Annotated in this window: 19 protein-coding genes; 12 read left to right on the top strand and 7 right to left on the bottom strand. The window is 73.8% G+C overall.

From position 1 onward, the window contains the following. Window positions 1–15 precede the first annotated feature (15 nt). The 4 genes from ACQPZA_RS32120 to ACQPZA_RS32105 are packed head-to-tail and all read left to right on the top strand — an operon-like array spanning window position 16 to window position 4,307. The gene (locus tag ACQPZA_RS32120) at window positions 16–1,560 is read left to right on the top strand and encodes an ABC transporter ATP-binding protein (RefSeq protein WP_433275796.1); all 1,545 of its coding nucleotides are present in this window, start codon (window positions 16–18) and stop codon (window positions 1,558–1,560) included. Beyond that, window positions 1,557–2,654: an ABC transporter permease gene (locus ACQPZA_RS32115; RefSeq protein WP_433275795.1), complete on the top strand. Its 1,098-nt coding sequence runs from the start codon at window positions 1,557–1,559 to the stop codon at window positions 2,652–2,654. The genes ACQPZA_RS32120 and ACQPZA_RS32115 overlap by 4 nt, the downstream gene beginning before the upstream one ends. After that, entirely contained in the window at window positions 2,651–3,919 is a 1,269-nt protein-coding gene (locus ACQPZA_RS32110; protein ID WP_433275794.1) for an ABC transporter permease, read from the top strand. Before ACQPZA_RS32115 ends, ACQPZA_RS32110 begins: the two co-directional genes overlap by 4 nt. Continuing rightward, window positions 3,912–4,307 carry a cytidine deaminase gene (locus ACQPZA_RS32105; protein WP_433275793.1) on the top strand — a complete coding sequence of 132 codons (396 nt, stop codon included), beginning with the start codon at window positions 3,912–3,914 and terminating at the stop codon, window positions 4,305–4,307. The genes ACQPZA_RS32110 and ACQPZA_RS32105 overlap by 8 nt, the downstream gene beginning before the upstream one ends. Before the next feature lie 146 nt (window positions 4,308–4,453). On the opposite strand, the gene ACQPZA_RS32100 is transcribed toward ACQPZA_RS32105, so the two are convergent. Next, complete coding sequence (locus ACQPZA_RS32100) at window positions 4,454–5,173, bottom strand: alpha/beta fold hydrolase (protein WP_433275792.1); 720 nt, start codon at window positions 5,171–5,173, stop codon at window positions 4,454–4,456. Between the two features lie 128 nt (window positions 5,174–5,301). On the opposite strand from ACQPZA_RS32100, the gene ACQPZA_RS32095 reads away from it, so the two are divergent. Then, window positions 5,302–6,252, top strand: a complete 951-nt coding sequence (locus ACQPZA_RS32095; protein ID WP_433275791.1) for an AraC family transcriptional regulator — start codon at window positions 5,302–5,304, stop codon at window positions 6,250–6,252. A 24-nt stretch (window positions 6,253–6,276) separates the two neighbouring features. Next, complete coding sequence (locus ACQPZA_RS32090) at window positions 6,277–7,557, top strand: thymidine phosphorylase (RefSeq protein WP_433275790.1); 1,281 nt, start codon at window positions 6,277–6,279, stop codon at window positions 7,555–7,557. Window positions 7,558–7,688: 131 nt separating this feature from the next. Here ACQPZA_RS32090 and ACQPZA_RS32085 read toward each other — a convergent pair whose 3' ends face one another. Both ACQPZA_RS32085 and ACQPZA_RS32080 read right to left on the bottom strand, forming a co-directional pair. Continuing rightward, complete coding sequence (locus ACQPZA_RS32085) at window positions 7,689–8,756, bottom strand: PA containing protein (RefSeq protein ID WP_169395233.1); 1,068 nt, start codon at window positions 8,754–8,756, stop codon at window positions 7,689–7,691. A gap of 192 nt (window positions 8,757–8,948) precedes the next feature. Beyond that, complete coding sequence (locus tag ACQPZA_RS32080; protein ID WP_433275789.1) at window positions 8,949–9,707, bottom strand: SDR family NAD(P)-dependent oxidoreductase; 759 nt, start codon at window positions 9,705–9,707, stop codon at window positions 8,949–8,951. Between the two features lie 61 nt (window positions 9,708–9,768). On the opposite strand from ACQPZA_RS32080, the gene ACQPZA_RS32075 reads away from it, so the two are divergent. Together ACQPZA_RS32075 and ACQPZA_RS32070 are read left to right on the top strand one after the other, a co-directional pair. Continuing rightward, window positions 9,769–11,163 carry a protein kinase domain-containing protein gene (locus ACQPZA_RS32075; protein ID WP_433275788.1) on the top strand — a complete coding sequence of 465 codons (1,395 nt, stop codon included), beginning with the start codon at window positions 9,769–9,771 and terminating at the stop codon, window positions 11,161–11,163. Window positions 11,164–11,295: 132 nt separating this feature from the next. Then, the gene (locus tag ACQPZA_RS32070; RefSeq protein ID WP_433275787.1) at window positions 11,296–12,384 is read left to right on the top strand and encodes an adenosine deaminase; all 1,089 of its coding nucleotides are present in this window, start codon (window positions 11,296–11,298) and stop codon (window positions 12,382–12,384) included. A gap of 21 nt (window positions 12,385–12,405) precedes the next feature. Here the strand turns inward: ACQPZA_RS32070 and ACQPZA_RS32065 are convergent, their stop codons facing one another. Together ACQPZA_RS32065 and ACQPZA_RS32060 are read right to left on the bottom strand one after the other, a co-directional pair. Next, window positions 12,406–13,626, bottom strand: coding sequence for a primosomal protein (locus tag ACQPZA_RS32065; protein WP_433275786.1), 1,221 nt, complete (start codon window positions 13,624–13,626; stop codon window positions 12,406–12,408). 25 nt (window positions 13,627–13,651) lie between these two features. Further along, window positions 13,652–14,536 (bottom strand): aldehyde dehydrogenase family protein, encoded by an 885-nt coding sequence (locus ACQPZA_RS32060; RefSeq protein ID WP_433275785.1) that lies wholly within the window; start codon window positions 14,534–14,536, stop codon window positions 13,652–13,654. A gap of 125 nt (window positions 14,537–14,661) precedes the next feature. On the opposite strand from ACQPZA_RS32060, the gene ACQPZA_RS32055 reads away from it, so the two are divergent. From ACQPZA_RS32055 to ACQPZA_RS32040, 4 genes are all read left to right on the top strand, one after another. Further along, window positions 14,662–15,753, top strand: coding sequence for a sensor histidine kinase (locus ACQPZA_RS32055; RefSeq protein ID WP_433275784.1), 1,092 nt, complete (start codon window positions 14,662–14,664; stop codon window positions 15,751–15,753). Further along, window positions 15,750–16,436: a response regulator gene (locus tag ACQPZA_RS32050; RefSeq protein WP_433275783.1), complete on the top strand. Its 687-nt coding sequence runs from the start codon at window positions 15,750–15,752 to the stop codon at window positions 16,434–16,436. The genes ACQPZA_RS32055 and ACQPZA_RS32050 overlap by 4 nt, the downstream gene beginning before the upstream one ends. A gap of 124 nt (window positions 16,437–16,560) precedes the next feature. Further along, the gene (locus tag ACQPZA_RS32045; protein WP_433275782.1) at window positions 16,561–16,959 is read left to right on the top strand and encodes a hypothetical protein; all 399 of its coding nucleotides are present in this window, start codon (window positions 16,561–16,563) and stop codon (window positions 16,957–16,959) included. Window positions 16,960–16,966: 7 nt separating this feature from the next. Next, a complete protein-coding gene (locus tag ACQPZA_RS32040; RefSeq protein ID WP_433275781.1) occupies window positions 16,967–18,304 on the top strand; it encodes a DJ-1/PfpI family protein in 1,338 nt (445 codons plus the stop codon). A 9-nt stretch (window positions 18,305–18,313) separates the two neighbouring features. Here the strand turns inward: ACQPZA_RS32040 and ACQPZA_RS32035 are convergent, their stop codons facing one another. Beyond that, on the bottom strand, window positions 18,314–21,073 hold the full coding sequence (locus ACQPZA_RS32035) for a helix-turn-helix transcriptional regulator (RefSeq protein ID WP_433275780.1): 2,760 nt from the start codon (window positions 21,071–21,073) through the stop codon (window positions 18,314–18,316). Next, window positions 21,070–22,449: an MFS transporter gene (locus tag ACQPZA_RS32030; RefSeq protein ID WP_433275779.1), complete on the bottom strand. Its 1,380-nt coding sequence runs from the start codon at window positions 22,447–22,449 to the stop codon at window positions 21,070–21,072. Before ACQPZA_RS32030 ends, ACQPZA_RS32035 begins: the two co-directional genes overlap by 4 nt. Window positions 22,450–22,459 lie beyond the last annotated feature (10 nt).

Raw genomic sequence — 22,459 nt, 5'->3', positions numbered from 1 at the left:
GAAAGGCCTGATCTCATGGCCACGAGCGCGGCCGAGTACGCCGTCGAGCTCACCGGCATCACCAAGCGCTTCCCCGGCGTGGTCGCCAACGACGACATCCATCTCGCGGTCCGCCGCGGTGAGGTGCACGCCCTCTGTGGTGAGAACGGCGCCGGCAAGTCGACGCTGATGAAGATCCTCTACGGGATGCAGCAGCCCGACGAGGGCACGATCTCGGTGGACGGCCACGTGGTCCGGTTCCGTTCCCCGTCCGACGCGATCCGCGCCGGGATCGGCATGGTCCACCAGCACTTCATGCTCGCCGACAACCTGACCGTCGCGGAGAACATCCTGCTCGGGGCCGAGGCGATGCTGGGCATCGGCGGTGCGGCCCGGCGCCGGATCGCCGAGCTGGCCGCCACCGTGGGGCTCGAGGTCGACCCTCGCGCGCTGGTGGAGCGACTCGGGGTGGCCGACCGGCAGCGCGTCGAGATCATCAAGGTGCTCTACCGCGGTGCCCGCACGGTGATCCTCGACGAGCCCACCGCGGTGCTGGTGCCACAGGAGGTCGACGAGCTGTTCGACACCCTGCGCACGATGCGCGCCGACGGTTTCACGTTCCTGTTCATCTCCCACAAGCTCGACGAGGTGCGCGCCATCGCCGACTCGATCACGGTCATCCGCCGGGGCATGTCGGTGGGCACGGCCGACCCGGCCTCGGTCACCAGCAGGCAGCTCGCCGAGATGATGGTCGGCAGCGAGCTCCCGAGCCCCGAGACCCGCGACTCCACGGTGACCGACCGCGAGGTGTTGCGCGTCGAGGGGCTGGAGCTTCACGCGGAGTCCGGTGCGCGTCCCCTGCTCGCGGGGATCGACCTGGTGGTGCACGCCGGTGAGGTGCTGGGCATCGCGGGTGTCGAGGGCAACGGCCAGACCGAGCTCGTCGAGACGATCATGGGTATCCGCCGGGCGAGCGCAGGCACGGTCGTGCTCGCCGGGACGGACCTCAGCCACGCCAGCACGCTGGAGCGGCGCGAGGCCGGGATCGGCTACGTGCCGGAGGACCGCACGCGCCACGGCATCCTGGCCAGCCAGCCGCTGTGGGCCAACCGCATGCTCGGCTACCAGAGCAGGCCGCCGGTGTCCCGGGGCGGCCTGCTGGGCCTGCTCGACCGGGCGGCCGCCCGGCGCGACACCGAGCGGATCGTCGCCGAGTTCGACGTCCGCACACCGAGCGTCGACGTGCCTGCTGCCGCGCTGTCGGGCGGCAACCAGCAGAAGCTCGTGGTCGGCCGGGAGCTCTCGGGCGATCCGGTGCTGCTCATCGCGTCGCACCCGACCCGCGGTGTTGACGTCGGGGCGCAGGCGGGCATCTGGGAGGAGCTGCGCAAGGCCAGGGCGCGCGGCCTCGCAGTGCTGCTGATCAGCGCGGACCTCGACGAGCTGATCGGGCTGTCCGACACGATCAAGGTGATGCTGCGCGGGGCGCTGGTCGCCGACGCCGACCCCGCCACCGTCACGCCGGAGGATCTGGGTGCGGCGATGACCGGCGCCGACGACGGGCGAGGAGCGGTGGCATGACGCGCATCCGGACGGTGCTGCTGCCGCCTGCACTGGCGATCGTCTTCGCCGCGTTGCTCTGCGCGGTCGCGCTGCTGATCAGCGGCGACTCCCCGCTCACCGCCCTGCGGGTGATGATCACGCAGGTCGGCGAGGGCACGACGGCCGTGGACATCGTCAACAGCGGGGCCGTCTACTACATCGCCGCGCTCGCCGTTGCGATCGGCTTCCAGATGAAGCTGTTCAACATCGGTATCGAGGGCCAGTACCGGCTGGCGGCCTGTGTGGCCGCGATCGTCGGGGGTGCGCTCGTGCTGCCCCCGGTGGTGCACACGCTGGTGATCATCGTGGTCGCGGCGGTGGTGGGTGCGGCGTGGGCGGGCATCGCCGCCCTGCTCAAGGCCTACCGCGGGGTCAGCGAGGTCATCTCGACGATCATGCTGAACTTCATCGCGACCGGCCTGATCGCGTTCCTCATCAAGCCCGACTCGTTCGGGGTGCTCCAGGGCAACAACATCTCCACCGCCCCGATCGAGCCGAGCGGACAGTTCCCGGGCATCTCCTTCGGCTCCGGCGGCACGCTGTTCGGGATGGTCGGCGTGGCCGCGCTGCTCGGGCTGGGCTACTGGTTCCTGCTCAACCGAATGCGGTTCGGGTTCGAGCTGAAGGCGTCGGGGGAGTCGCCGACGGCCGCCACGGCGGGTGGGGTCGACGCCCGCCGGATGGTGATCATCGCGCTGGTGCTCTCCGGTGCGGTGGCCGGGCTCGTCGGGCTGCCCGAGCTGCTGGGGCGCGACTTCGCGTACACGCTCACCTCGCCGCAGGGCTACGGCTTCACCGGGATCGCGGTCGCCCTGCTGGGCCGCAACCATCCGCTGGGCATCGCGCTCGGGGCGTTGCTGTGGGCGTTCCTGGACAAGTCCGCGCTCGCGCTGGACAACGTCGGGGTGCCCCGGGAGATCGTGCTGATCATGCAGGGATCGGTGGTGCTGTCCGTGGTCATCGCCTACGAGATCGTCCGGCGCTACGAGCTGGCGGCCGAGCAGCGCAGGGTCGCCGCGCAGCTACGGGACACCGCGGCTGCTGAGAAGGCTGCCGAGAAGGTGGCGTCATGACGACGCTCCGCACCGCGCCGGTGACGTCGCCACCGCCGCCCGCACCGGGCAGGCGGCGGGTCCCGACCTGGGCGCGCGTGCTGACCGTCGTGGTGGTCGGAGTCGTGATCCTCTCGGTCACGGCCACCCTGACCGGCCAGTACCAGCTCACCTCGCGGGGCACCACGCAGGCGGCGGTGCTGCTGCTGCTCCCCATCCTGTTCGCCGGGCTCGGCGGACTGTGGAGCGAGCGCTCGGGGATCATCAACATCGGTCTCGAGGGCATGATGATCCTCGGCACCTGGGGCGCGGCGTGGGCCGGCTACCAGTGGGGGCCGTGGGCCGCGGTCGCAGGCGGCATCGTGTTCGGGGCGCTCGGCGGGCTCCTGCACGCCGTCGCCACCGTCACGTTCAACGTCAACCACATCGTGTCCGGCGTCGCGATCACGCTGCTCGGCATGGGCGTCACGAAGTACCTCTCGACGCTGCTGTTCGAGCCGATCTCGCAGAACCCGCGCCAGTCCCCACGGGTCGAGGCGTTCGAGACGTTCTCCGTGCAACCGGTGGCCGACGGGCTGGCGGCCGTCGAGTCCCAGCAGCGGGTGCTGCTCTCCGACGTGGCGGGGCTCCTCGGCGGCCTGGTCAGCGGGCTCACGCCGCTCGTCATCATCGGGTTCGCGCTCGTCCCGATCAGCTACCTGGTGCTGTGGCACACCCGCTTCGGCCTGCGGCTGCGGTCGTGCGGGGAGAACCCGGTGGCCGCCGAGTCGCTCGGCGTGAAGGTCGCCACCTACAAGTACATCGCGGTGGTCACGTCCGGCGCGCTCGCCGGGCTCGGCGGGGCGGCGCTCACGCTCAACCCCGGCCAGCTGGGCTACCTGGAGGGCCAGACCGGCGGCCGCGGGTACATCGGGCTCGCCGCCATGATCTTCGGCAACTGGCGCCCCGGTGGCCTGCTCGCCGGGTCGGCGCTGTTCGGCTACGTCGACGGCGTCCAGCTGCGGGCCGGTGGCGAGGCCGTCCACGGCCTGCTCTACGGGGCCACGATCCTGGCGGTCGGGCTCGCGCTGCTGTGGGCGGCGCGGCGCCGGTGGCGGGCGGCGCTGATCGCGGCGGTCGCGGGAGCGGCGGTGTACGCCGTCTACTTCTCGATCGACACCGTGCCGCGGGAGTTCGCGGCGTACGCACCGCAGCTCGTCACGCTGCTGGTGCTCGCCGTGGCGTCGCAACGGCTACGACCACCCGCCGCCATCGGCGTCGAGTACCGGCGGGGCGAAGGTGACTGAGCCCGACTGGGACGCCCTGCGCGCGGCCGCCGTGGCCGCGGCCGGTTCGGCCTACGCCCCGTACTCGCACCTGCAGGTCGGGGCGGCGGCCCTGTGCGACGACGGCCGGGTCGTCACCGGGTGCAACGTGGAGAACGCCTCGTACGGGCTCGGCCTCTGTGCGGAATGCACCATGGCCGGGCAGCTGCGCCTGACCGGCGGCGGCCGGTTCACCGCGGTGGCCTGCCGGTCGGGCGCGGGCGATCTCCTGATGCCGTGCGGGCGGTGCCGGCAGATTCTCTACGAGTTCGGCGGCCCGGACTGCCTGGTCGACACCCCACGCGGCATCCTCCCCATGCGCGAGGTGCTGCCGGACGCGTTCGGCCCGGAGGACCTGCCGCAGCGCTAGGTGGGCAGGGCCCTGCTCCTCGCGCGAGGTCGACGTCAGCGGGGTCGCGGCAGCGTCGCACCCCCACCACGTCGACCTCGCTCGCTCGGACGGCCGTGGCGGTCACCTGGCCGTGGCGGGGAACGGCCCGCACCCCGCAGCCGCGGTCAGTTGCTGATCTTGTCGGGCAGGACCGCCAGTGCGGCGCTGATCTCGCCGATGAGCTCGGCCAGCTCGGCCGGCCGGGACAGGAACGGCGAGTGGCTGGTGGGGAGGTGCCGGACCAGGTCGGCCTTCGGCGGCAGCGTCTGCGCCAGCACCGGGGGGAAGATCCGGTCCTCGTCGCAGACGACGAACGCCGAGGGGAGCCGGCGCCAGGCCGCTCGCGTGAGAGGCTCCAGGAACGACAGGGAGCTCTGCGGTCGCAGCCTGGCCACCGCGGCCTCTGCGACGTCGGCGGCCACGTCCGCGTACATGAGCACCGTCGAGCTGTCCGGCACCGGCAGCAGCGGCGTCTCCTCCGGGTCGAACCACGGTCCGCCCGTCGGCCCGAGGACGTACTCGCCGACGTCGAGCATGTGGGCGGCCAGGTAGATGAGCTGCGTGACCCGCGGAACGGTGGCGGCCACCTCGGTGACCGGCAGGCCACCGTAGGAGTGGGCGAGCACGGTGATCGGGCCGTCGATGCCGGCGAGGTGCTCGCGGATGACCTCGGCGTCGCGGTACATCCCGGCCTCCGGATCGCCGGAGGCGCTGGGCAGGTCCACTGTGGAGGTACGCCAGCTCCGGGCCGCGAGCTCGGGGACGAGCAGCTCCCAGGCCCATGCTCCGTGCCATGCGCCGTGCACCAGCACCAGCGTCCGTTCATGTGCCGCGTCGGCGACCACGGGCCACTCCTCGTTCTCGGTTTGTCGACCACGGCCCCGTCCGGGCCGCCCTTCACCGACGCTAGGTGGGGGGCCCGCGTAGGGTCCATTTGCCGATGTCCGTCGTCCTTTCGTGATCGTCCGGAGCTGTGGTGGACCCCCTGGAGCACGTGCTGACGCTGCTGAGCGTCGAGGGGATGGTAGGGGTCCCGCTCCACGCAGGCGGACGCTGGGCAGTCGCGTTCAGCGGGCGGCTGGACATCCGGTGCGAGGCGGTGGTCGAGGGCGCCTGCTGGGTCACCGCCGAGGGCCGTGACGAGCCACTGCGCGCCGAGCAGGGCGACTGCTACCTGGTGGTCGGCAGGCGGCATTACCGGCTGTGCAGCGACCTGGAGACCCCGGCCGTCTCGGCGAACGCCGTCTACCGGGACCCCGACGGGACACGCCGGCCGCATCCGCGCGTAGGTACCGGGCACGACACCACGCTGGTGGGCGCCGGCTTCACGTTCGACGTGCACGCGGCCCCGCTGCTGCTCGGCGTCCTGCCGCCGGTGGTCCACATCCCTGCGGAGTCCGGGGACGCGGCCGCCCTGCGGGCGACGATCATCCTGCTCGGCACGGAGGTGGGCGGCGACCGGCTGGGCCGGGCGGCCATGCTGAACCGGCTCTCCGCGGTGGTCCTGCTACAGGCGCTGCGGGCGTACGCGGAGGCCGGCGGAGCGGCGACCAGCGGCTGGCTGGGGGCGTCGCTCGATCCGCAGATCGGTGCCGCGTTGCGCGCGATGCACGCCGACCTCGCCTACCCGTGGTCGGTACCCGAGCTGGCCGGGATCGCGCGCATGTCCCGGTCGACCTTCTCGCTCCGGTTCAAGGAGGTCGTCGGCGCCTCCCCGGCCGACTACGTGCTCCGCGTGCGCATGCACACCGCGGCCCGGGCGCTGCGCGAGAGCGGGCGGACGGTCGCCTCCATCGCAGCGGGGGTCGGGTACGGCAGCGAGAGCGCGTTCAGCGTCGCGTTCAAGCGGGTCATGGGTCGATCACCGGGCCGGCACCGGGTGCTGGGCGCCCCCCGCGACATCGGACCGGCCTGGGCGTCGTGAACGGGATCTGAGGAAGGAACGGAATTGCCGAACGCCATCGACGTCATCACCGCCAAGCGGGACGGGAGGCGGCTGTCCGACGACCAGATCGACTGGGTACTCGCGGCCTACACCCGCGGGGAGGTCGCCGACGAGCAGATGGCCGCGCTCGCGATGGCGATCCTGCTGAACGGCATGGACGCCGACGAGATCGCGCGCTGGACCCAGGCGATGATCGACTCGGGTGACGTCCTCGCGCTCGCGGACGTCGGCCGTCCGCTGGTGGACAAGCACTCCACCGGCGGGGTCGGCGACAAGATCACGCTCCCGCTGGCCCCCCTCGTCGCCGCGTGCGGGGCCGCCGTGCCGCAGCTGTCCGGGCGCGGGCTCGGCCACACCGGCGGCACGCTGGACAAGCTGGAGTCGATCCCGGGCTGGCGCGCGGCGCTGTCGCTGGAGGAGATCGCCGCTCAGCTCGCCGACGTGGGCGCGGTGATCTGCGCGACCACCCCGACGCTCGCCCCCGCCGACCGCAAGCTCTACGCGCTGCGCGACGTCACCGGCACCGTCGAGTCGATCCCGCTCATCGCCAGCTCGATCATGAGCAAGAAGATCGCCGAGGGCACCGGAGGCCTCGTGCTCGACGTCAAGGTCGGATCCGGGGCCTTCATGAAGACCGAGCCGCTGGCCAGGGAGCTGGCCGAGACCATGGTGCGGATCGGCGGCGCCCACGGCCTCGCCACCACCGCGGTCCTCACCGACATGTCCGTGCCGCTCGGGCGCGCTGTCGGCAACGCGCTCGAGGTGGCCGAGTCCGTGGAGGTGCTGCGCGGCGGGGGCCCCGCCGACGTGGTCGAGCTGACCGTGGCACTGGCCCGGGAGATGCTGGCACTGGCCGGCATCACCGGCGTCGACCCGGCGCAGGTGCTCTCCTCCGGCGCCGCCTACCCCGTGTGGGAGCGGATGATCGCCGCGCAGGGCGGCGACCCGTCGGCGCCCCTCCCGGCCGCGACGCACGTGGAACCGGTGCTCGCCGAGCGCTCGGGCGTGCTGAGCAGGGTGGACGCCATGGCCGTCGGGATGGCGGCGTGGCGGCTGGGAGCGGGCCGGGCCCGCAAGGAGGACGCGGTGCAGGCCGCGGCCGGGGTGCTGCTGCTCGCCGCACCGGGTGATGAGGTCGAGGCCGGGCAGCCGCTGCTGGAGCTGCACACCGACACCCCCGACGCGGTGCCCGGGGCTCGTGCCGCGCTGGCCGACGGGCTGGTGGTCTCCGACGAGCCCGCCGCCCGCGGCACCCTGCTGCTGGACACGATCCGCACCCGGTGACCCCGGCCGCCCCGGCTTGATCAGTCCGAGATCCACGGATCCGCCCCCGCGGGGGCGGATCCGTGAGTCTCACGGTCATCACCGGGCCGGGCCGCCCCGCCGCGGGAGCGGCCGGGGCCGACGGTGGGCCGTCAGTCGTCCGGGTCGTCGTTGACGATGTCGCCGACCGACGCCCCGTTGGGGGACTTCACGACAACCTTGCGCGACTGCCGGCGCTGGGCGGGGCGGGGCGGCGGGGGAGGTGACTGGACGGCGGCGCCACGGCCCAGGATCAGCTCCGCGAAGGTGGCCATGGCCTCGTCGAGCTGGCCGGCGTTGCGCCGCTCGGACTCCTCGTTGGCCTGCTCCACGAGCGTCCGGACCGAGTGGGAGTCGGGCCGGGCCACCAGCGCGGCGTCGAGCTTCCCGAGCTTCTGGTCGATCTCGCCGCCGAGGGAGCCGAGACGTCCGGACAGTCCCTCCTCGAGGGAGTCCAGCCGGGCGCTGACGGCGTCGAGCCGCTCGGCCAGCGACCCCAGCCGCGTTGCGAGCCCGTCGAGCGGCTCCGTGGGGTCGACGGCGGGGCGGGCGGCCAGGTCCTCCAGCCGGCGGTGCAGACCGATGCTGGTGTCGCCGAGGAGGTTGCGCATGCCCTCGTCGGACTCGTCCATGGCGCGGACGGCGTTGTCGAGCTGCTCGCGGACGGTGCGCTCGATCCCGTCGATCCGCTCCTTGATCGGGGTGCCGACCGACGACGGCATCGCGTCGAGCCGCATCTCGTGGCGGTCGAGGCGGTTGTCCAGGTCGTCGAGGCGCTTGTGCAGGCCCCCGAGGCGGTCGTCGAGCCCGTCCATCCGGCCCGACACGCCCTCCAGCCGCCCGGCCATGCCGTCGAGCCGCCCGTCCAGCTGGGCGATCGGCTTGGCGATCTTGTCGGGTATCGCCTCGACGGCCCGCATGACGGCGGCGATCGCGGCGTCCTGGGCGTCGAGCTTGGCGACCGTCTCGTCGAGGCGCTCGGCCAGGACGCTGACCTCGGTGCGGTCGGGCAGCTCGGTCATCCGCTTGCGGATCGTGCCCAGGGCGTCGAGTGCGGCGAGGCGGGCGTGGATCTCGTCGAGCGAGTCGAAGATCTGCTGCTGCTCGCTGTCGCGGATCTCCGCGGCTCGCATGAGCATGCCGCGCATGCGGTCGAACGACAGTGTGGAGTCATTGCTCATGGCGGCGGGGAGCTTCCTCTGAGCCGGACAACGGGGAGTGCCGTGCGCACTGAGGGTAGCGACCCGTGTTGATCACTCCCTCGGCGCTCCCCGTTCGGAGTGGGTTCGCCCGATTGGAGCAGTATGGAGGGCTTTCGCTCACCCAGCGGAGCCAGTGGGCGGCCAGGTCACGCCACCGGCGGGGCCCGGCCGTCAGGTCCGGAGGTAGGACGCGCCGTTGACGTCGACGATCGCGCCGACGGCCGACTCCGTGCCCGGCGAGGCGAGGAACACGATCACCCTGGCGATCTCCTCCGGGGTGGCGGCCCGCCCGAGCGGGCTCTGCGCCCGGACCGCGTCGCCACCGGGTCCGTGCAGGTAGGGCGCTGCCATGTCGGTCTCGACGAAGCCCGGCGCGACCGCGGTGACGTAGATGCCGTGCGGTGCCAGCGCCTGGGCGAGCGACTGGCTGAAACTGTTGAGCCCGGCCTTGCTCGCCCCGTATGCGGGGTGGTCCGGCTCGCCGCGGAAGGCGCCCCGGGAGGTGACGTTGACGATCCGCCCGCCCCCGTTGCGGACCATGTGGGGCACCACGCAGTGCACGAGGTTCGCCGGCCCGACCAGGTTGGTGTCGATGGTCTCCCGCCAGGCCTCCTGCCACGTGGCGTAGTCGGTGTCCAGCACCGGGTGCCGGGCGTAGACGCCGGCGTTGTTGACCAGCACGTCGACCCGTCCGAGGCGGTCGACCACCGACCGCACGAGGGTCTGCACCTGCGCGGGGTCGGCGACGTCGGCCTGGAGCGCGATGTGCGGGCCGCCGCCGAGCGCCGCGAGCACCTCATCGGCCGCCTCACGGTCCTGGCGGTACTGGATCGCGACCGTGGCGCCCGCCGCGGCGAACTCGAGGGCGGCAGCCCGGCCGATACCGCGGGAGCCGCCCGTCACGAGCACGACAACGCCATCGAAGGCCATGGAGATCAGCATGTCAGCCCGGTGAGGGGTTGAGCGGAGCGGCACCTGGGAAAGATCACCCGTGCCCGAAGTCGACGAGGACCGCCTCGTACCCGCGCTGGCCGAGCGCTACGAGCTCGGGGACGTCCTCGGCGCCGGTGCGGCCGCAACCGTGTATCGGGCAGTCGATCGGCACTCCGGACGGTCGGTCGCGGTGAAGCTGTTCGACCCGCAGGTGTCCCGCCCGCGCCGCCCGGGCCACGTCGTGGAGGCGGCGGCGCTGGGCGAGCTGCGCCACCCTGCTCTGGTTGAGCTCTACGCCACGGGCGTCGACAACGGCCTGGCCTATCTGGTCATGCAGTTGGTCGACGGGGGGACGCTGTCGGACCGCATCGCCGGCGGGCCGGTGCCGGTCGGGACGGCCGCGGCCATGGGGGCACGCCTGGCGGACGCACTGGCGCACGTGCACGAGCGGGGCCTCGTGCACCGCGACCTGAAGCCCGGCAACGTCCTGCTCGACGCCGATCAGCGGCCCTACCTCGCCGACTTCGGCGTATCCCGACTCATCGACGCCACGCGGGTGACCGCGACCGGGTTCGTCGTCGGCACGCCGGCGTACATGGCTCCCGAGCAGGTCCGGGGCCAGGCGGTCGGCCCCCCGGCCGACGTCTACGCGCTCGGCCTGATCCTGCTCGAGGCGGTGACGGGCAGGCGCGAGTACCCGGGCGACGTGGTGGAGTCCGCGGTCGCCCGGCTGCACCGGAGGCCCGCGGTTCCCGCCGGGCTCCCGGACGGCCTGCGGTCGCTGCTGAGCGCGATGACCGCCGATGATCCGGACCAGCGGCCCTCCGCAGCGACCGTGGCAGCACAGCTGACCGCTTCGGCCGGGGACACGGCCGGGTTACCGGGCCCGGCACCACGTCCGCGCCGCCGGTCGAGATGGCTTGCTGCGGCTGCCGCGAGTGCCGTGCTCACAGCGGGGGCGCTGGTCATGACCACCGCCACGGGCACCCCATCGACGCCCCGAGCCGCTTCCGGCGGTCTGTCCTCCCCGGCCCTCCCGTCCTCCCCTCCGCCCGCGGCTGCGGCCGCGCCGGTCGTGGTGCCACCCCTCGTCGCAGCCCGACCGGCGGCTCCGCAGGTGGGAGCGGTCGCGCTCACCGCTGCTGCTCCCCGTCCCGCCCCGACCCGTTCGCCGGCAGCCACCGCCGGACGGGCCGCTGAGGGCAGCGATGCGCGGCGGCTCCGGGACGAGCGGTCCGGTTCGACGCCCCCGACCGGCCGGTCCGACCCCGATACCGATCGCCCCCGCCCGGGGACGGGCGGGGGCACCGCCGAGGACGGGGACGACGGCTACCGGAACGCGAGGAACAACAGCGGTGCCACGAACCGCCAAGGGGCGGAGAACCGGGGCGACGTCTCGGATCACGGCGGCGGCAAGGGCGGCAAGGAGGGCAATGGCGGCAAGGGGAAGTGAGCCGCCGCGGTGGGGAGCCCGCTGGGCGAAGGATGCGGTCCGGCGGCCGTCTCCCGACCGGTGACCGCCGCCCGGAGCTCGCGTACCGGATCGGGCACCCCGGGACGGGTTGTCGTGTTCTAGCGTGACGGGGTGCCCGTGCCGCTGAACATCGACTCCGTCCGGGACGCACCGAAGGTGCTGCTCCACGACCACCTCGACGGCGGGCTGCGGCCCGCCACCGTCGTCGAGCTCGCCGACGCCGTCGGCTACGCCGGACTGCCGAGCACGGATGCCGATGAGCTGGGCAGCTGGTTCCTCGCCGCCTCGCACTCCGGCTCCCTCGAGCACTACCTGGAGACGTTCGGGCACACCGTCGGGGTGATGCAGAGCGTCGACGCGCTGGTCCGGGTGGCAGCCGAATGCGCCGAGGACCTGGCCACCGACGGCGTGGTCTACGCCGAGGTGCGGTTCGCTCCCGAACTGCACGTCGAACAGGGTCTCGCGCTCGACGACGTGGTCGAGGCCGTGCTGGAGGGTTTCCGGGTCGGCTCGGCCCGGGCCGCCGAGCGCGGCAGGCGGATCCGCGTGGGCTGCCTGCTCACCGCCATGCGCCACGCCGCCCGGTCACGGGAGATCGCGGAGCTGGCGGTGCGCTACCGCGACCTCGGAGTGGTGGGCTTCGACATCGCCGGCGCCGAGGCCGGGTTCCCTCCCACCCGCCACCTCGACGCGTTCGAGTACCTGCGCCAGCAGAACGCGCACTTCACGATCCACGCCGGGGAGGCGTTCGGCCTGCCGTCGATCTGGGAGGCGTTGCAGTGGTGCGGCGCCGACCGGCTGGGCCACGGCGTGCGGATCGTCGACGACATCATGCTGGGCGCCGACGGCACCCCGAGGCTGGGACTGCTCGCCGCGTACGTGCGTGACATGCGCATCCCGCTGGAGATGTGCCCCACGTCCAACGTGCACACCGGCGCGGCGAAGTCGCTGGCCGACCATCCGATCGGCCTGCTCACCGAGCTCCGGTTCCGCGTCACGGTCAACACCGACAACCGGCTGATGTCGGACGTGTCGATGACCAGCGAGATGACGGCGCTCGCCGACACGTTCGGCTACGGGTGGGCCGACCTGCAGTGGTTCACGGTCAACGCGATGAAGTCGGCCTTCCTCGGCTTCGACGAGCGCCTCGCGCTGATCAACGACGTGATCAAGCCGGGGTACGCGGCACTGATGGCCTGACGGCCCGGCCGTCCGGGTGCGTCAGTGCACGGTGAGGCGCGCGGTGAGCTCCTCGACCAGCTCGCGGAACCGTGCCGCCTCCGCGTCGAACGGCGGGCTGGGCGCGAGCCGGGTGGGGTCGGGCTTGATCACGAACGAGACCAGCCACCCCAGGGCCTGCGACTCGGCGAGCGCCTCGCGGGCGTCGTCGTCGCCTGCCCACTCGCCCACGTCCAGCAGCAGCTCCACGGCCAGCTCCAGCTGGGACGGGTCGACGGTGAGGGTGCCCTCGGCGATGTCGTCGTCGAGCCCGGTGAGGGTGTAGGAGTTCAGCTCGTCGACCTCCACCTCCAGCTCGCCGACGGCCGCCCGCTCGACGACCTCCGACCACGTGGAGGCGGCGACGAGGTCGTGCCCGTCGGCGCCGTCCTCGCCGAGCCAGCGGGCGAGGGCGCGCTCGGTGGGGAAGACGTCGATCTTGCCGTTCGAGCCGAGGAAGACCGGGGCGTCGTCGAGGTAGCAGCGCAGGGTGACGTACTCGCCGTCGCGGGTGGTGATGCGGACCGGGTCGATGCCGACCTCCTCCCAGAAACCGGCGGGCTCGTCGTCCTCGCTCTCGTCCCGGTCGTCGCCCACGGTGGCGAGGACGGGCTCGTCGACCTCGTCGACGACCACGACCTCCTTCTCCGCCGCGGCGAGGGCCGCCGCATCGACGTCCGGGGTGTCGACGAGGTCGTCGAGCGCGTCGATGACCTCGTCCCAGCGCTCGGCGACCGTGTCGACCAGCTGCGTCCACAGCCGCGCGCCCTCGCGTCCGACGAACGGCAGGGTGCCCTGGCGCAGCAGGGCGAAGGCGGGCGCCGAGTCGACGACCTCGGTGACGACGTCCAGCTCGCAGACGTCGGCGATCGACCGCACCATGTCGGTGATCTCGGCGAGCTCGCTGATCGTCCAGGTGTCGGGGTCCTCGGCCACGAGCTCGGGCACCCCGACGATGTCGTAGCGCTGCGTCTCCTCCGGCGTCAGCTCGGCGACGGTCAGGTCCGGCACCACCGACCACGCCGGGTGGTCCACCAGGTCGTGTTCGGTCGCAGTGCGGACGAACGCGGCGAGCTGGGCGACCTCAGGAAACGCGAAGAGCGCTTCGTCGTCGCCGAGGAACGCCTCCCACTCCTCGCCGTCCTCGCGCCACCGCGGGGCCCACAGGGTGACGAGGTCCCCCTCGGTGAGGGAGAGCTGGATCGGGACGATGTCGCTGGCCACGACGAAAGGGTAGGCCGCTGGCTGGTCAGCGCCCGACCGGGTGCCAGACCGTCTTGATCTCGGTGAAGGCCCGCAGCCGGGCGATGCCGGGCGGACGCATCGGATCGGGCTCGGTGGCGGGCCGGGGAAGGACCCGTTTGACGGTGTCGGCCGCGGCCCGTTCCAGCTCGGTGGTCAGCTCCGCGGGGGCGCCGGCCAGGTCGAGCGCCTGCACCTCGGCGTGGGCGGCGAGCCACGGCGCCAGCTCGGCGACGTGGCCGGTGAGCAGGTTGGCGACCCCGCCGGGAACGTCGGAGGTGGCGAACACCTCGGCGAGCTCGATCGCGGGCAACGGCCGGTTCTCCGACGCCACGACCACTGCGGTGCACCCGGTGGCGAGCACCGGGGCGAGCACGTCGACGAGCCCGAGCAGGGCCGACGACTGCGGCGCGAGCACGCCGACGACGCCGGTCGGCTCGGGGGTGGACCAGTTGACGAGCGGACCGGCCACCTGGTTGACCGAGCCGAGCACACCGGACAGCTTGTCGGTCCACCCGGCGTACCAGACCCAGCGGTCGATCGACGCGTCCACCAGCGTCGTCGCCCGCTCGCGCGGCACTCCCTCGGCCTCGGCCACGACGTCGACGAACCGGTCGTGACGGCCCTGCAGCATCTCGGCGACGCGGTAGAGCACCTGCCCGCGGTTGTACGCGGTGGCGCCCGACCAGCCGCCGAACGCGGAACGGGCGGCACTCACCGCGTCGCGGACGTCCTTGCGGGACGCGAGCGCGGCGTGTGCGAGGAGCGCGCCCTGCGCGTCGCGGACGGGGTAGCTGCGGCCGGACTCCGACCGCGGGAACGCGCCGCCGACGTAGAGCTTGTAGGTCTTGGCGACACCGAGGTGGCCGTCGACGGGCGCGGGCTGGCTCATGGCGCATGAGCCTACGGCCGCACCGCCACATGATGCCCGCAACGACCTCTCCGCGACCCTGATCTTCTCCGCAACCCTGACCTTCTCCGTTGACCCCGACCATTCGGACACCCCACAGTGACCACATGAACCGGGCCATCGCGGCGCTCACCGGTTGCGCGTTCGTCACGCTGATGCTCGGCGCCGTGGCCTCCGGGGATCTCGGCCCGGCGTTGCCACTCGGCGCGCTGTTCACGGTGCTGGGGACGGTCGGCTTCCTGTGGGTGCTACGGCGTGGTCGCCTCGGGTGGGCGGTGGCGTACGTCGCGGTCCAGCTCCCGCTGGCCGTCGCGGTCTTCGCGAACGATCCGAGCGTCGGGGCCACGCTCCTCCTCGTGGCGCTGGTGAGCCAGTGCGTGCTGCTGCTCCCGCTCCCGGCCACAGCACTGGTGATCGTGCTCGTCCCGTTCGTGCACGCCCCGATGCCGCTGGGTGAGGCGCTGCGCGAGGGATCCGGCCTGTTCGTCTCCGTCTTGTTCGGCGCGGTCGTCACGGAGCTGCTGCGCCGGGAGCGGTCGGCCCGCGCAGAGCTGGCCGAGGCGCACGAGCAACTGCGCGACTACGCCTCGCAGGCTGAGCGGCTCGCCACCGCGCAGGAACGCAACCGGGTGGCGCGCGACATCCACGACGGGCTCGGGCACTCGCTCACGGTGGTCCAGATGCAGGTCAAGGCCGCACGGGCGGTGTTGCCGGCCGACTCGGCCAGGGCTGACGCCGTGCTCGCCGATGCACAGCAGCAGGCCGTGGCCGCACTGGCCGAGGTACGCCGCTCGGTGGGCGCCCTGCGCGAGCCGCGCTCGATCCCGCCACTGCCCGAGGCGCTGCACGCGCTGGCAGAGGAGACCTCGGCGTCCGGCGTCCCCACGCGGCTCGCGGTGTCCGGCGCGGAGCGGCCGCTGCCGGACGAGACCCGTGAGGCGCTGTACCGGGCCGCCCAGGAGGGCCTGACGAACGTCCGCAAGCACGCCCGCGCGAACCGCGCCGACCTGGTGCTGGACTACGCGGACGCCGCGGTCCGCGTCGAGGTCCGCGACGACGGGACGGGCACCGCCGACGGACAGGCATCCGGCTTCGGCCTGCTGGGGCTGCGGGAACGGGCTGCTCAGCTCGGCGGACGGCTGCACGTCGAATCGGAGACGGGACGGGGCTGGACGCTCCGCATGGAGGTGCCGACGTGAGCGAGCTTGCGAGCGAACAGTCCATACAGCGTCCAGTCCGGCTACTGCTCGTGGACGACCAGGCGCTCTTCCGCGAGGCGCTGGCGACGCTACTGACCATCCGCGACGACATCGAGGTGGTCGGCGAGGCCGGCAACGGCGACGAGGCACTGCGGAGGGCAGCCGAGCTCGCGCCCGACGTCGTGCTGATGGACCTGCGCATGCCGGTGCTGGACGGCGTCGCGGCCGCTCGCAGGCTCCGCGTCGAGCAGCCCGGCGTCCGGGTCATCGCGCTGACGACCTTCGATGACGACGAGGACGTGTTCGCGGCCCTGCGCGCCGGCGCGGTCGGCTACCTGCTCAAGGACGTCTCCTCGGAGAGGCTGGCCGAGGCGGTGCTGGCCGCTGCGCGGGGCGAGTCGGTGCTCCAGCCGTCGGTCGCGGCGAAGGTCGTGGCCCGGTTCGCCCAGCTCTCCGACGCCCCGCCGATGCCACGCCCGCAGCCGCTGGTCGTGCCGTTGTCGGACCGCGAGCTGGGAGTGCTGCGGCTGCTGGCCGATGGCCGCAGCAACCGGGAGATAGCCGCCGTGCTGTTCCTCGCCGAGGGCACGGTGAAGAACCACGTGACGAACGTGCTGGCCAAGCTCGGCGCCCGCGACCGCACCCAGGCCGCCCTCCGCGCCCGCGCCCTCGACCTGCTCTGACTCCTCCGTCGTGCCGGTCATGCCACGGCATGACCCCGGTCCATGACCTCCGGCACATGGCACGGGCGACGGCGGCCGCGACCCTCGCTCGTAGCAGTCGCACCGAGCCGGGGGAGAGCCAGCCATGACGACCAGCGACACCGCCCACCCGACCCGCGGCGCGGGCCGCAAACTCGCCCGCTTCGTCGGGCACTACCTGGAGATGGTCGCCGCCATGATCATCGGCATGGTGGCGCTCGGCCCGCTCTGGCCGTCCGACTGGCTGGCGCGGGCCGACGTGGACGCGCTCGTGATGGCCACGAACATGACCGTCGCGATGGGGCTGTGGATGCGCATCCGGCGCCACTCGTGGCCGCGGACCGTGGAGATGTGCGCCGTGATGTACCTGCCGTTCGTGGCGCTGCTGGTGCCGTACTGGCTGGGCGGGCTGTCCGGGCACGCCCTGATGATGGCCGGGCACGTGATCATGTTCCCGCTGATGCTGGTCGCCATGCTGTGGCGCCGCTCCGAGTACTGGCACTGAGGCGGCCGTGCGTACCGCCCTGCTCCGCGCGGCCCGCGTCGCCGCGGTGGTCGTCGCCGTACTGCTGCTCCCGGTGGGAGGTGCGGCGATCTCCGCCGTCGCGACCTTCGAGGCACTGAACGCCCCGGGACCGGCTCGTGCCGTCCCCGCCGCGTCGCCGGTCCGGCACGACCCCGCCAAGCCGACGGCGGTGGTCGTCGTCGGAGACCGCGGAGCCGAGGTCTCCGACGTACTCGCACCGTACGAGATCCTTGCCGCGACGGGCCGGTTCAACGTCTACACCGTCGCGCCCCAGCGGCGCCCCTTGCCGCTGACCGGCGGCCTCGACATCGTCCCCGACCTCACCTTCGACGACCTCGCCACCCGCACCGGCGGGGTCACCCCGGACCTCGTGGTCGTCCCGGCGCTGCCCGACGACGGCGAGCCCAGCACGGCTCCGGTCACCGACTGGCTGCGGGTGCAGGCCGATCGCGGGGCGCTGTTCCTGAGCGTGTGCAACGGGGCGGGTGTGCTCGCGTCCGCCGGACTGCTCGACGGCCGGCCGGCCACCGCGCACCGGCTGCGGGTCGGTCGGTACGAGGGGCGCTACCCGGGGGTGGACTGGGTCCACGGGCAGCGCTTCGTCGACGCCGGAGATGTCGTCACCACCGCCGGCATCCTCTCCGGCATCGACGGAACGCTGCACATGGTCGAGCGGCTGGCCGGTCCCGCGGTCGCCGCCGACGCCGCCGCGGCCGTCGGCTGGCGCCACCACCGCGCCGCCCCGGCCGTCACGACCGGGATCGCCGTGCCCGACCCCGTCGCGATCGTCAATGCCGGCTACCGCTGGGACCCCGCGGTGATCGGCGTGCTGCTCACCGACGGCGTCGGCGAGATCGAGCTCGCCTCGGTGTTCGACGCACACGGCGGCCAGTCGCTGGCCGCCCGCACGCTGGCCCTGACCGCAGGCGGTGCCGCGGTGCGTTCCTCGCACGGGCTGACCTTCCTGCCCCGCGCCGGCCTGGCGGACGCCGCGCCGAGCCTCGACCGCCTGGTCGTGCCCGGCGTCGCGGCGGCCGCCACGCGTAGTTTCGGACAGGTGCCCGGTGGCCCTGCGCCGGAGTACCTGCACGACCGGTCCGGCTTCGCCTACGACGTCGCGCTGGCCGATCTCGCCGGCAGCATCGACGTCGCGACCGCTCGGTGGACGGCGAAGGCGCTCGAGCTGCCCACCGACGGCCTGGTCCTCGAAGGGCCGGCGTGGCCGCTGGCCCCCACAGCCCTGCCTGTCGTCCTCGGCCTGCTGTCCGCCGGAGCCCTTGCGGGTGGAGCCCGCTTGCTCCGGCGGCGACGCCGTGGTCCGTGATCCTTCCGGTCAGGCGGGCAGGTCGAGCCGGACGAGCTGCGCGCGGGAGGTGACGCCGAGCTTCGGGAACGCCTTGTACAGGTGGTAGCCCACCGTGCGCGGGCTGAGGAACAGCTGCGCCCCGATGTCGCGGTTGCTGAGCCCGGCCGCGGCGAGCCGGACGACCTGCAGCTCCTGCGGGGTGAGCTCCGTGAGCAGATCGGGACCCGGCTGCGCGTCGGCCCGGCTCTCCCCGGTGGCCCGCAGCTCGGCCCGCGCGCGCTCGGCCCAGGGGCGGGCGCCGAGCTCCTCGAACGTCTCCAGCGCCGACCGCAACGGTGCCCGGGCGTGTGCGCGGCGCCTGCCCCGGCGCAGCAGCTCCCCGTGGAGAAGCTCCGTGCGGGCTCGCTCGAAGGGCCGTGCCCCGTCGAGCCGGTGGTGCGCCACGGCCTCGGCGAAGAGGCGTTCGGCCCGGTCACCGCCGTCGACGAGCGCCCGGCAGCGCAGCGCAACCGCCCGCGCCCAGTCCTGCCCGACGTGGCCGGCCCATCGTTCGAAGCGCGCGGCGGCGTCGCGGGCGAGCTCCGGGCGCCCGGCGCGGGTCGCCGCCTCCACGAGGTCGGGCAGCGACTGACGGCGGCTGGGGTGCGCGACGAGCTCGGTGAGCCGGTCGGCGGCGGTCTCGAACCGGCCCAGCCCCACGTCCAGGAGGCTGCGCGCGGCCGCCGCCGCCTCGGAGAAGCCCCGCGGCTTCCGTCGCCCGTCGAGCTCGGCGAGGACGGCCGCCAGGCGCACCTCATCGCCCTCGACGGCCGCCAGCTGCGCCGCCACGGCCGCGAGCTCACCGAGAGCCTGCTCGTGGCCCGCGTCCCGGGCGAGCTGCAGCCCCTCGGCGGCTGCGGCGGCCGCGTCGTGGCGGTGGCCCAGGTGCCACCGGCCCGCGGCCAGCACGGCCAGCACCCGTGGCAGCACGCCGTGGGCGCCGCGGGTACGGCAGTCGCGCTCGGCGGAGGCGGCGAGCTCGTGGGCGGTGACGTGGTCGCCGAGTGCGAGGTGCCAGGCGGCGAGGGTGGCGCCGACCCGCGGCGACCCCGAGTCATGGCAGATCGCCATCTCGCGCAGGCCGGTGACCGCTCCCGGCAGCGCGGTGTCGTCGGAGCCGGGGAGCTGGGCGAGCGCCACCGCCGACAGCGCACGGACGTACCGCGCGTCGCCGAGGCGGTCGGCGGCGGCCACGACCTGCTCGACCATGCCGCGGTCCCGCGCCGACCACCCCGCCTCGACGGCCCACAGGAGCATCTCGTCGGCCAGCCCGGGCGCGACGGCCGCCGTCGGCGCCACGGCCTCCATCAGCAGCCGGTGGGTCTCCTCCGGCCGGTTGACCTCGTCGGCGAGCCGGGCGTGGATCAGGGCGAGCCGCGCGAGCTGCACCCGGTCGGCCACGGGCCGCGCGGCGTCGACCGCGAGGGTGGCCGCCCACTCGCGGTGACCGGCGTCCGCCGCGGCCTCCGCTGCCGCGGTCAGCCGGCTGGTCCGCCGGGCGGGGTCGGGGCTGAGCGAACCGGCGCGTTCGTACGCGGCCGCCGCCCCCTCGTTGCTGCCCCGGTCCGCGGCGCCGCGCGCGCTCTCCTCGAGCGCGGCGGCGACGTCCTCGTCGGGTCCGATGCTCGCAGCGGCCCGGTGCCAGTTGCGGCGGTCGACGTCGGGACGCCCGTCGAGGACGTCGGCGAGCGCGCGGTGGGCCTCCTGTTTGCCGACCACGGTGGCGCTGCCGTAGGCGGCCGTGCGGATCAGCGGATGCCAGAAACCGAGGCACCCCTCCTGGAACATCAGCAGGCGCGCGCGTTCCGCCGCCTCCAGGTCGGCCACGGAACTGCCGAGGCGCTGCGCGGCCGCGAGCACCACACCGGTGTCGCAGGTGTTGTCCGCCGCCGCCACGAGCAGCACGGTGCGGACGCTGTCGGGCAGCGCCGCGATCCGGGCGGCGAACTCCCGCTCCACCGGGCTGTGCGTCGGCGCCGACCCACCGCGCCCGGCCTCGGGCGGACCGAGCGGGTAGACCGGTGCGCGGCCCGCGCGGTGCGCCGCAGGCAGCTCGTGCAGAGCGAGCGGGTTGCCTGCCGCCTCCCGCAGCAGCTGTTCCCGGATGTGCCGGGGAAGGTCACCGGCCCCGGAGTCCAGGACGTGGCGGGCGGTCGTCTCGTCCAGCCGGGGCAGGGTGAGCTCCGCCAGTCCCGGGGCCGGGAACGCGGGGGCGTGTCCCGTGCGCGCCGCGAAGATCATCACCACGGCCTCGGCGTCGAGCCGGCGCGCGACGAACAGCAGCACCTGCGCCGAGGCCCGGTCGAACCAGTGGGCGTCGTCGAGCAGGCACAGCACCGGCCGCTGCGCCGCCAGCTCGGCGAGCAGCGTCAGCACGGCGAGCCCGACCAGGAACCGGTCGGGCGCGCGTTCGGCCGTCGCCAGCCCGAGCGCCGCGCGCAGCGCGTCCGCCTGGGCCCCGGGCAGCTCGTCGACCCCCGCCATGGTGTCCTTCAGCAGCAGGTGCAGGGCGGCGAAGGGCAGCTCCGTCTCGGTCTCGACGCCCGTCCTGGTCAGCACCAGCATGTCCGGCGCGGCCGCGGCGGCGTGCCGGAGCAGGGTCGACTTCCCGATCCCGGCCTCACCACCGACCACCAGCGCGGCGCTGCGGCCCGCGCGGGCGGTGTCGAGCAGGCGCTGCACGACCGCGGTCTCGGTGGCCCGGCCGGGGAGGGCGGGGTGGACCGGCACCCGGGCCACGTTCTTCATCGGGCCCCCTCCGCCGCGGCTCGGGTGGCTCCCGGCGAGGCCGGCGCCAGCAGCACGATGAGCCCGATGCCCACCGTCGCGGTGATCACGACGACGCCGGCGCGGAAGCCCCCCGCACCGCCCCCGGCCACGGTCCAGGCCAGCGCGGTCACCGCCGGGGCGACCGTCATCGCGATCGTGCGGACCGTCATGCCGACGCCCCCGGCCACCCCTTCCGACCCGGACGGCGTGCCGATCAGCAGCGCGGTGTTGATCGCCGGGTTGAACAGCCCGGACCCCACCCCGAGCAGGACCAGCCGCCAGGCCAGGTCCGCCAGCCCGGAACCGGCGTCCAGCGTGAGCATGGAGAGCATCGCGACCACCGTCACCGCGCTCCCGACGATCGCGACCGCCCTCGTCCCGTACCGGTCGGACAGCAGCCCCGCGAGTGGGGAGATCGGTGCCATCGCGCCGACCACGAACAGCAGCGCCACACCGGTGACGTCGGGGCCGTCGCCCAGCACATCGGCCACGAAGTACGGGAGCAGGAACGCGATCAGGCCGCCGGTGAAGGTGGTCGTGAACAGCGCGAGCAGCGTTGCCGCGAACGAGCGCCCGCGCACCAGCGCGATCACCGGTCCCGACGCCGTCAGCCGGGTCCACCACAGCCCGAGGCCGATCGCCGCCACCCCGAGCGCGGCGGCGACGAGCGGCTGCCCGTCCACCTCGTCGAGCGCGAGCAGCAGTGCCGCCACCGCGCCCCCGAGCAGCAGCGCCTCGCGCACGAGTTCGCCGCTCGGCCGGGGCAGCCCGCGGTCCAGGGTGCGCGGGATCGTGCGCAGGCCCACCCACAGCACGACGGCCACCAGCGGGATCTTCATCAGGAAGACCTCGCGCCAGGTGAACACCTCGGCCACCAGGCCGCCGACGGGCATGCCCACCGTGGCGCCGATCGTCATGATCGTGATCACGAACCCGATCGCGCGCCCCCGCTGCTCCGGGCGCACGCTGCCGCTGATGATCGGCATGTACGCGGCTATCACCAGCGCACCCGCGATCCCCTGCAGCAGGCGGCCGACGACGACCAGCGGGAACGTCGGGGCGAACGCCACCAGCGCGCTCGCCAGCCCGAGGCCGATCATGGCCAGGGCGAAGACCGCGCGGACGTCCGCTCCGTCAGCCCAGCGCCCGGCTGGGACGGACACGGCCGCCGACGGCAGCGCATAGGCCAGCAGCACCCACGCCGTCGCCGCCGCGGACACCCCCAGCTCCGCGCCGATGCCGGGGAGGGTCACCGCGGGGATCGTCATCTCGGAGGTGACCATCAGCATCGCGAGACCGAGCGCCACCACCGGCGGCCAGCTCGTCCGCCCGGGTTCTACCGCTCTCGTGGCCATCGTCGTCCCT

It is taken from the genome of Pseudonocardia xinjiangensis (assembly GCF_050948425.1).
Lineage (GTDB): Bacteria > Actinomycetota > Actinomycetes > Mycobacteriales > Pseudonocardiaceae > Pseudonocardia > Pseudonocardia xinjiangensis.
The sequence above is the reverse complement of the archived record's forward strand: the minus strand, read 5'-3'. Positions and strand labels throughout refer to the sequence as shown.

Coding starts and splice junctions, on each gene's coding strand:
- ACQPZA_RS32120 (WP_433275796.1), top strand. CDS start 16: ATGGCCACGAGCGCGGCCGAGTACGCCGTCGAGCTCACCGGCATCACC.
- ACQPZA_RS32115 (WP_433275795.1), top strand. CDS start 1,557: ATGACGCGCATCCGGACGGTGCTGCTGCCGCCTGCACTGGCGATCGTC.
- ACQPZA_RS32110 (WP_433275794.1), top strand. CDS start 2,651: ATGACGACGCTCCGCACCGCGCCGGTGACGTCGCCACCGCCGCCCGCA.
- ACQPZA_RS32085 (WP_169395233.1), bottom strand. CDS start 8,756: ATGAGCAATGACTCCACACTGTCGTTCGACCGCATGCGCGGCATGCTC.
- ACQPZA_RS32080 (WP_433275789.1), bottom strand. CDS start 9,707: ATGGCCTTCGATGGCGTTGTCGTGCTCGTGACGGGCGGCTCCCGCGGT.
- ACQPZA_RS32060 (WP_433275785.1), bottom strand. CDS start 14,536: ATGAGCCAGCCCGCGCCCGTCGACGGCCACCTCGGTGTCGCCAAGACC.
- ACQPZA_RS32055 (WP_433275784.1), top strand. CDS start 14,662: ATGAACCGGGCCATCGCGGCGCTCACCGGTTGCGCGTTCGTCACGCTG.
- ACQPZA_RS32045 (WP_433275782.1), top strand. CDS start 16,561: ATGACGACCAGCGACACCGCCCACCCGACCCGCGGCGCGGGCCGCAAA.
- ACQPZA_RS32035 (WP_433275780.1), bottom strand. CDS start 21,073: ATGAAGAACGTGGCCCGGGTGCCGGTCCACCCCGCCCTCCCCGGCCGG.
- ACQPZA_RS32030 (WP_433275779.1), bottom strand. CDS start 22,449: ATGGCCACGAGAGCGGTAGAACCCGGGCGGACGAGCTGGCCGCCGGTG.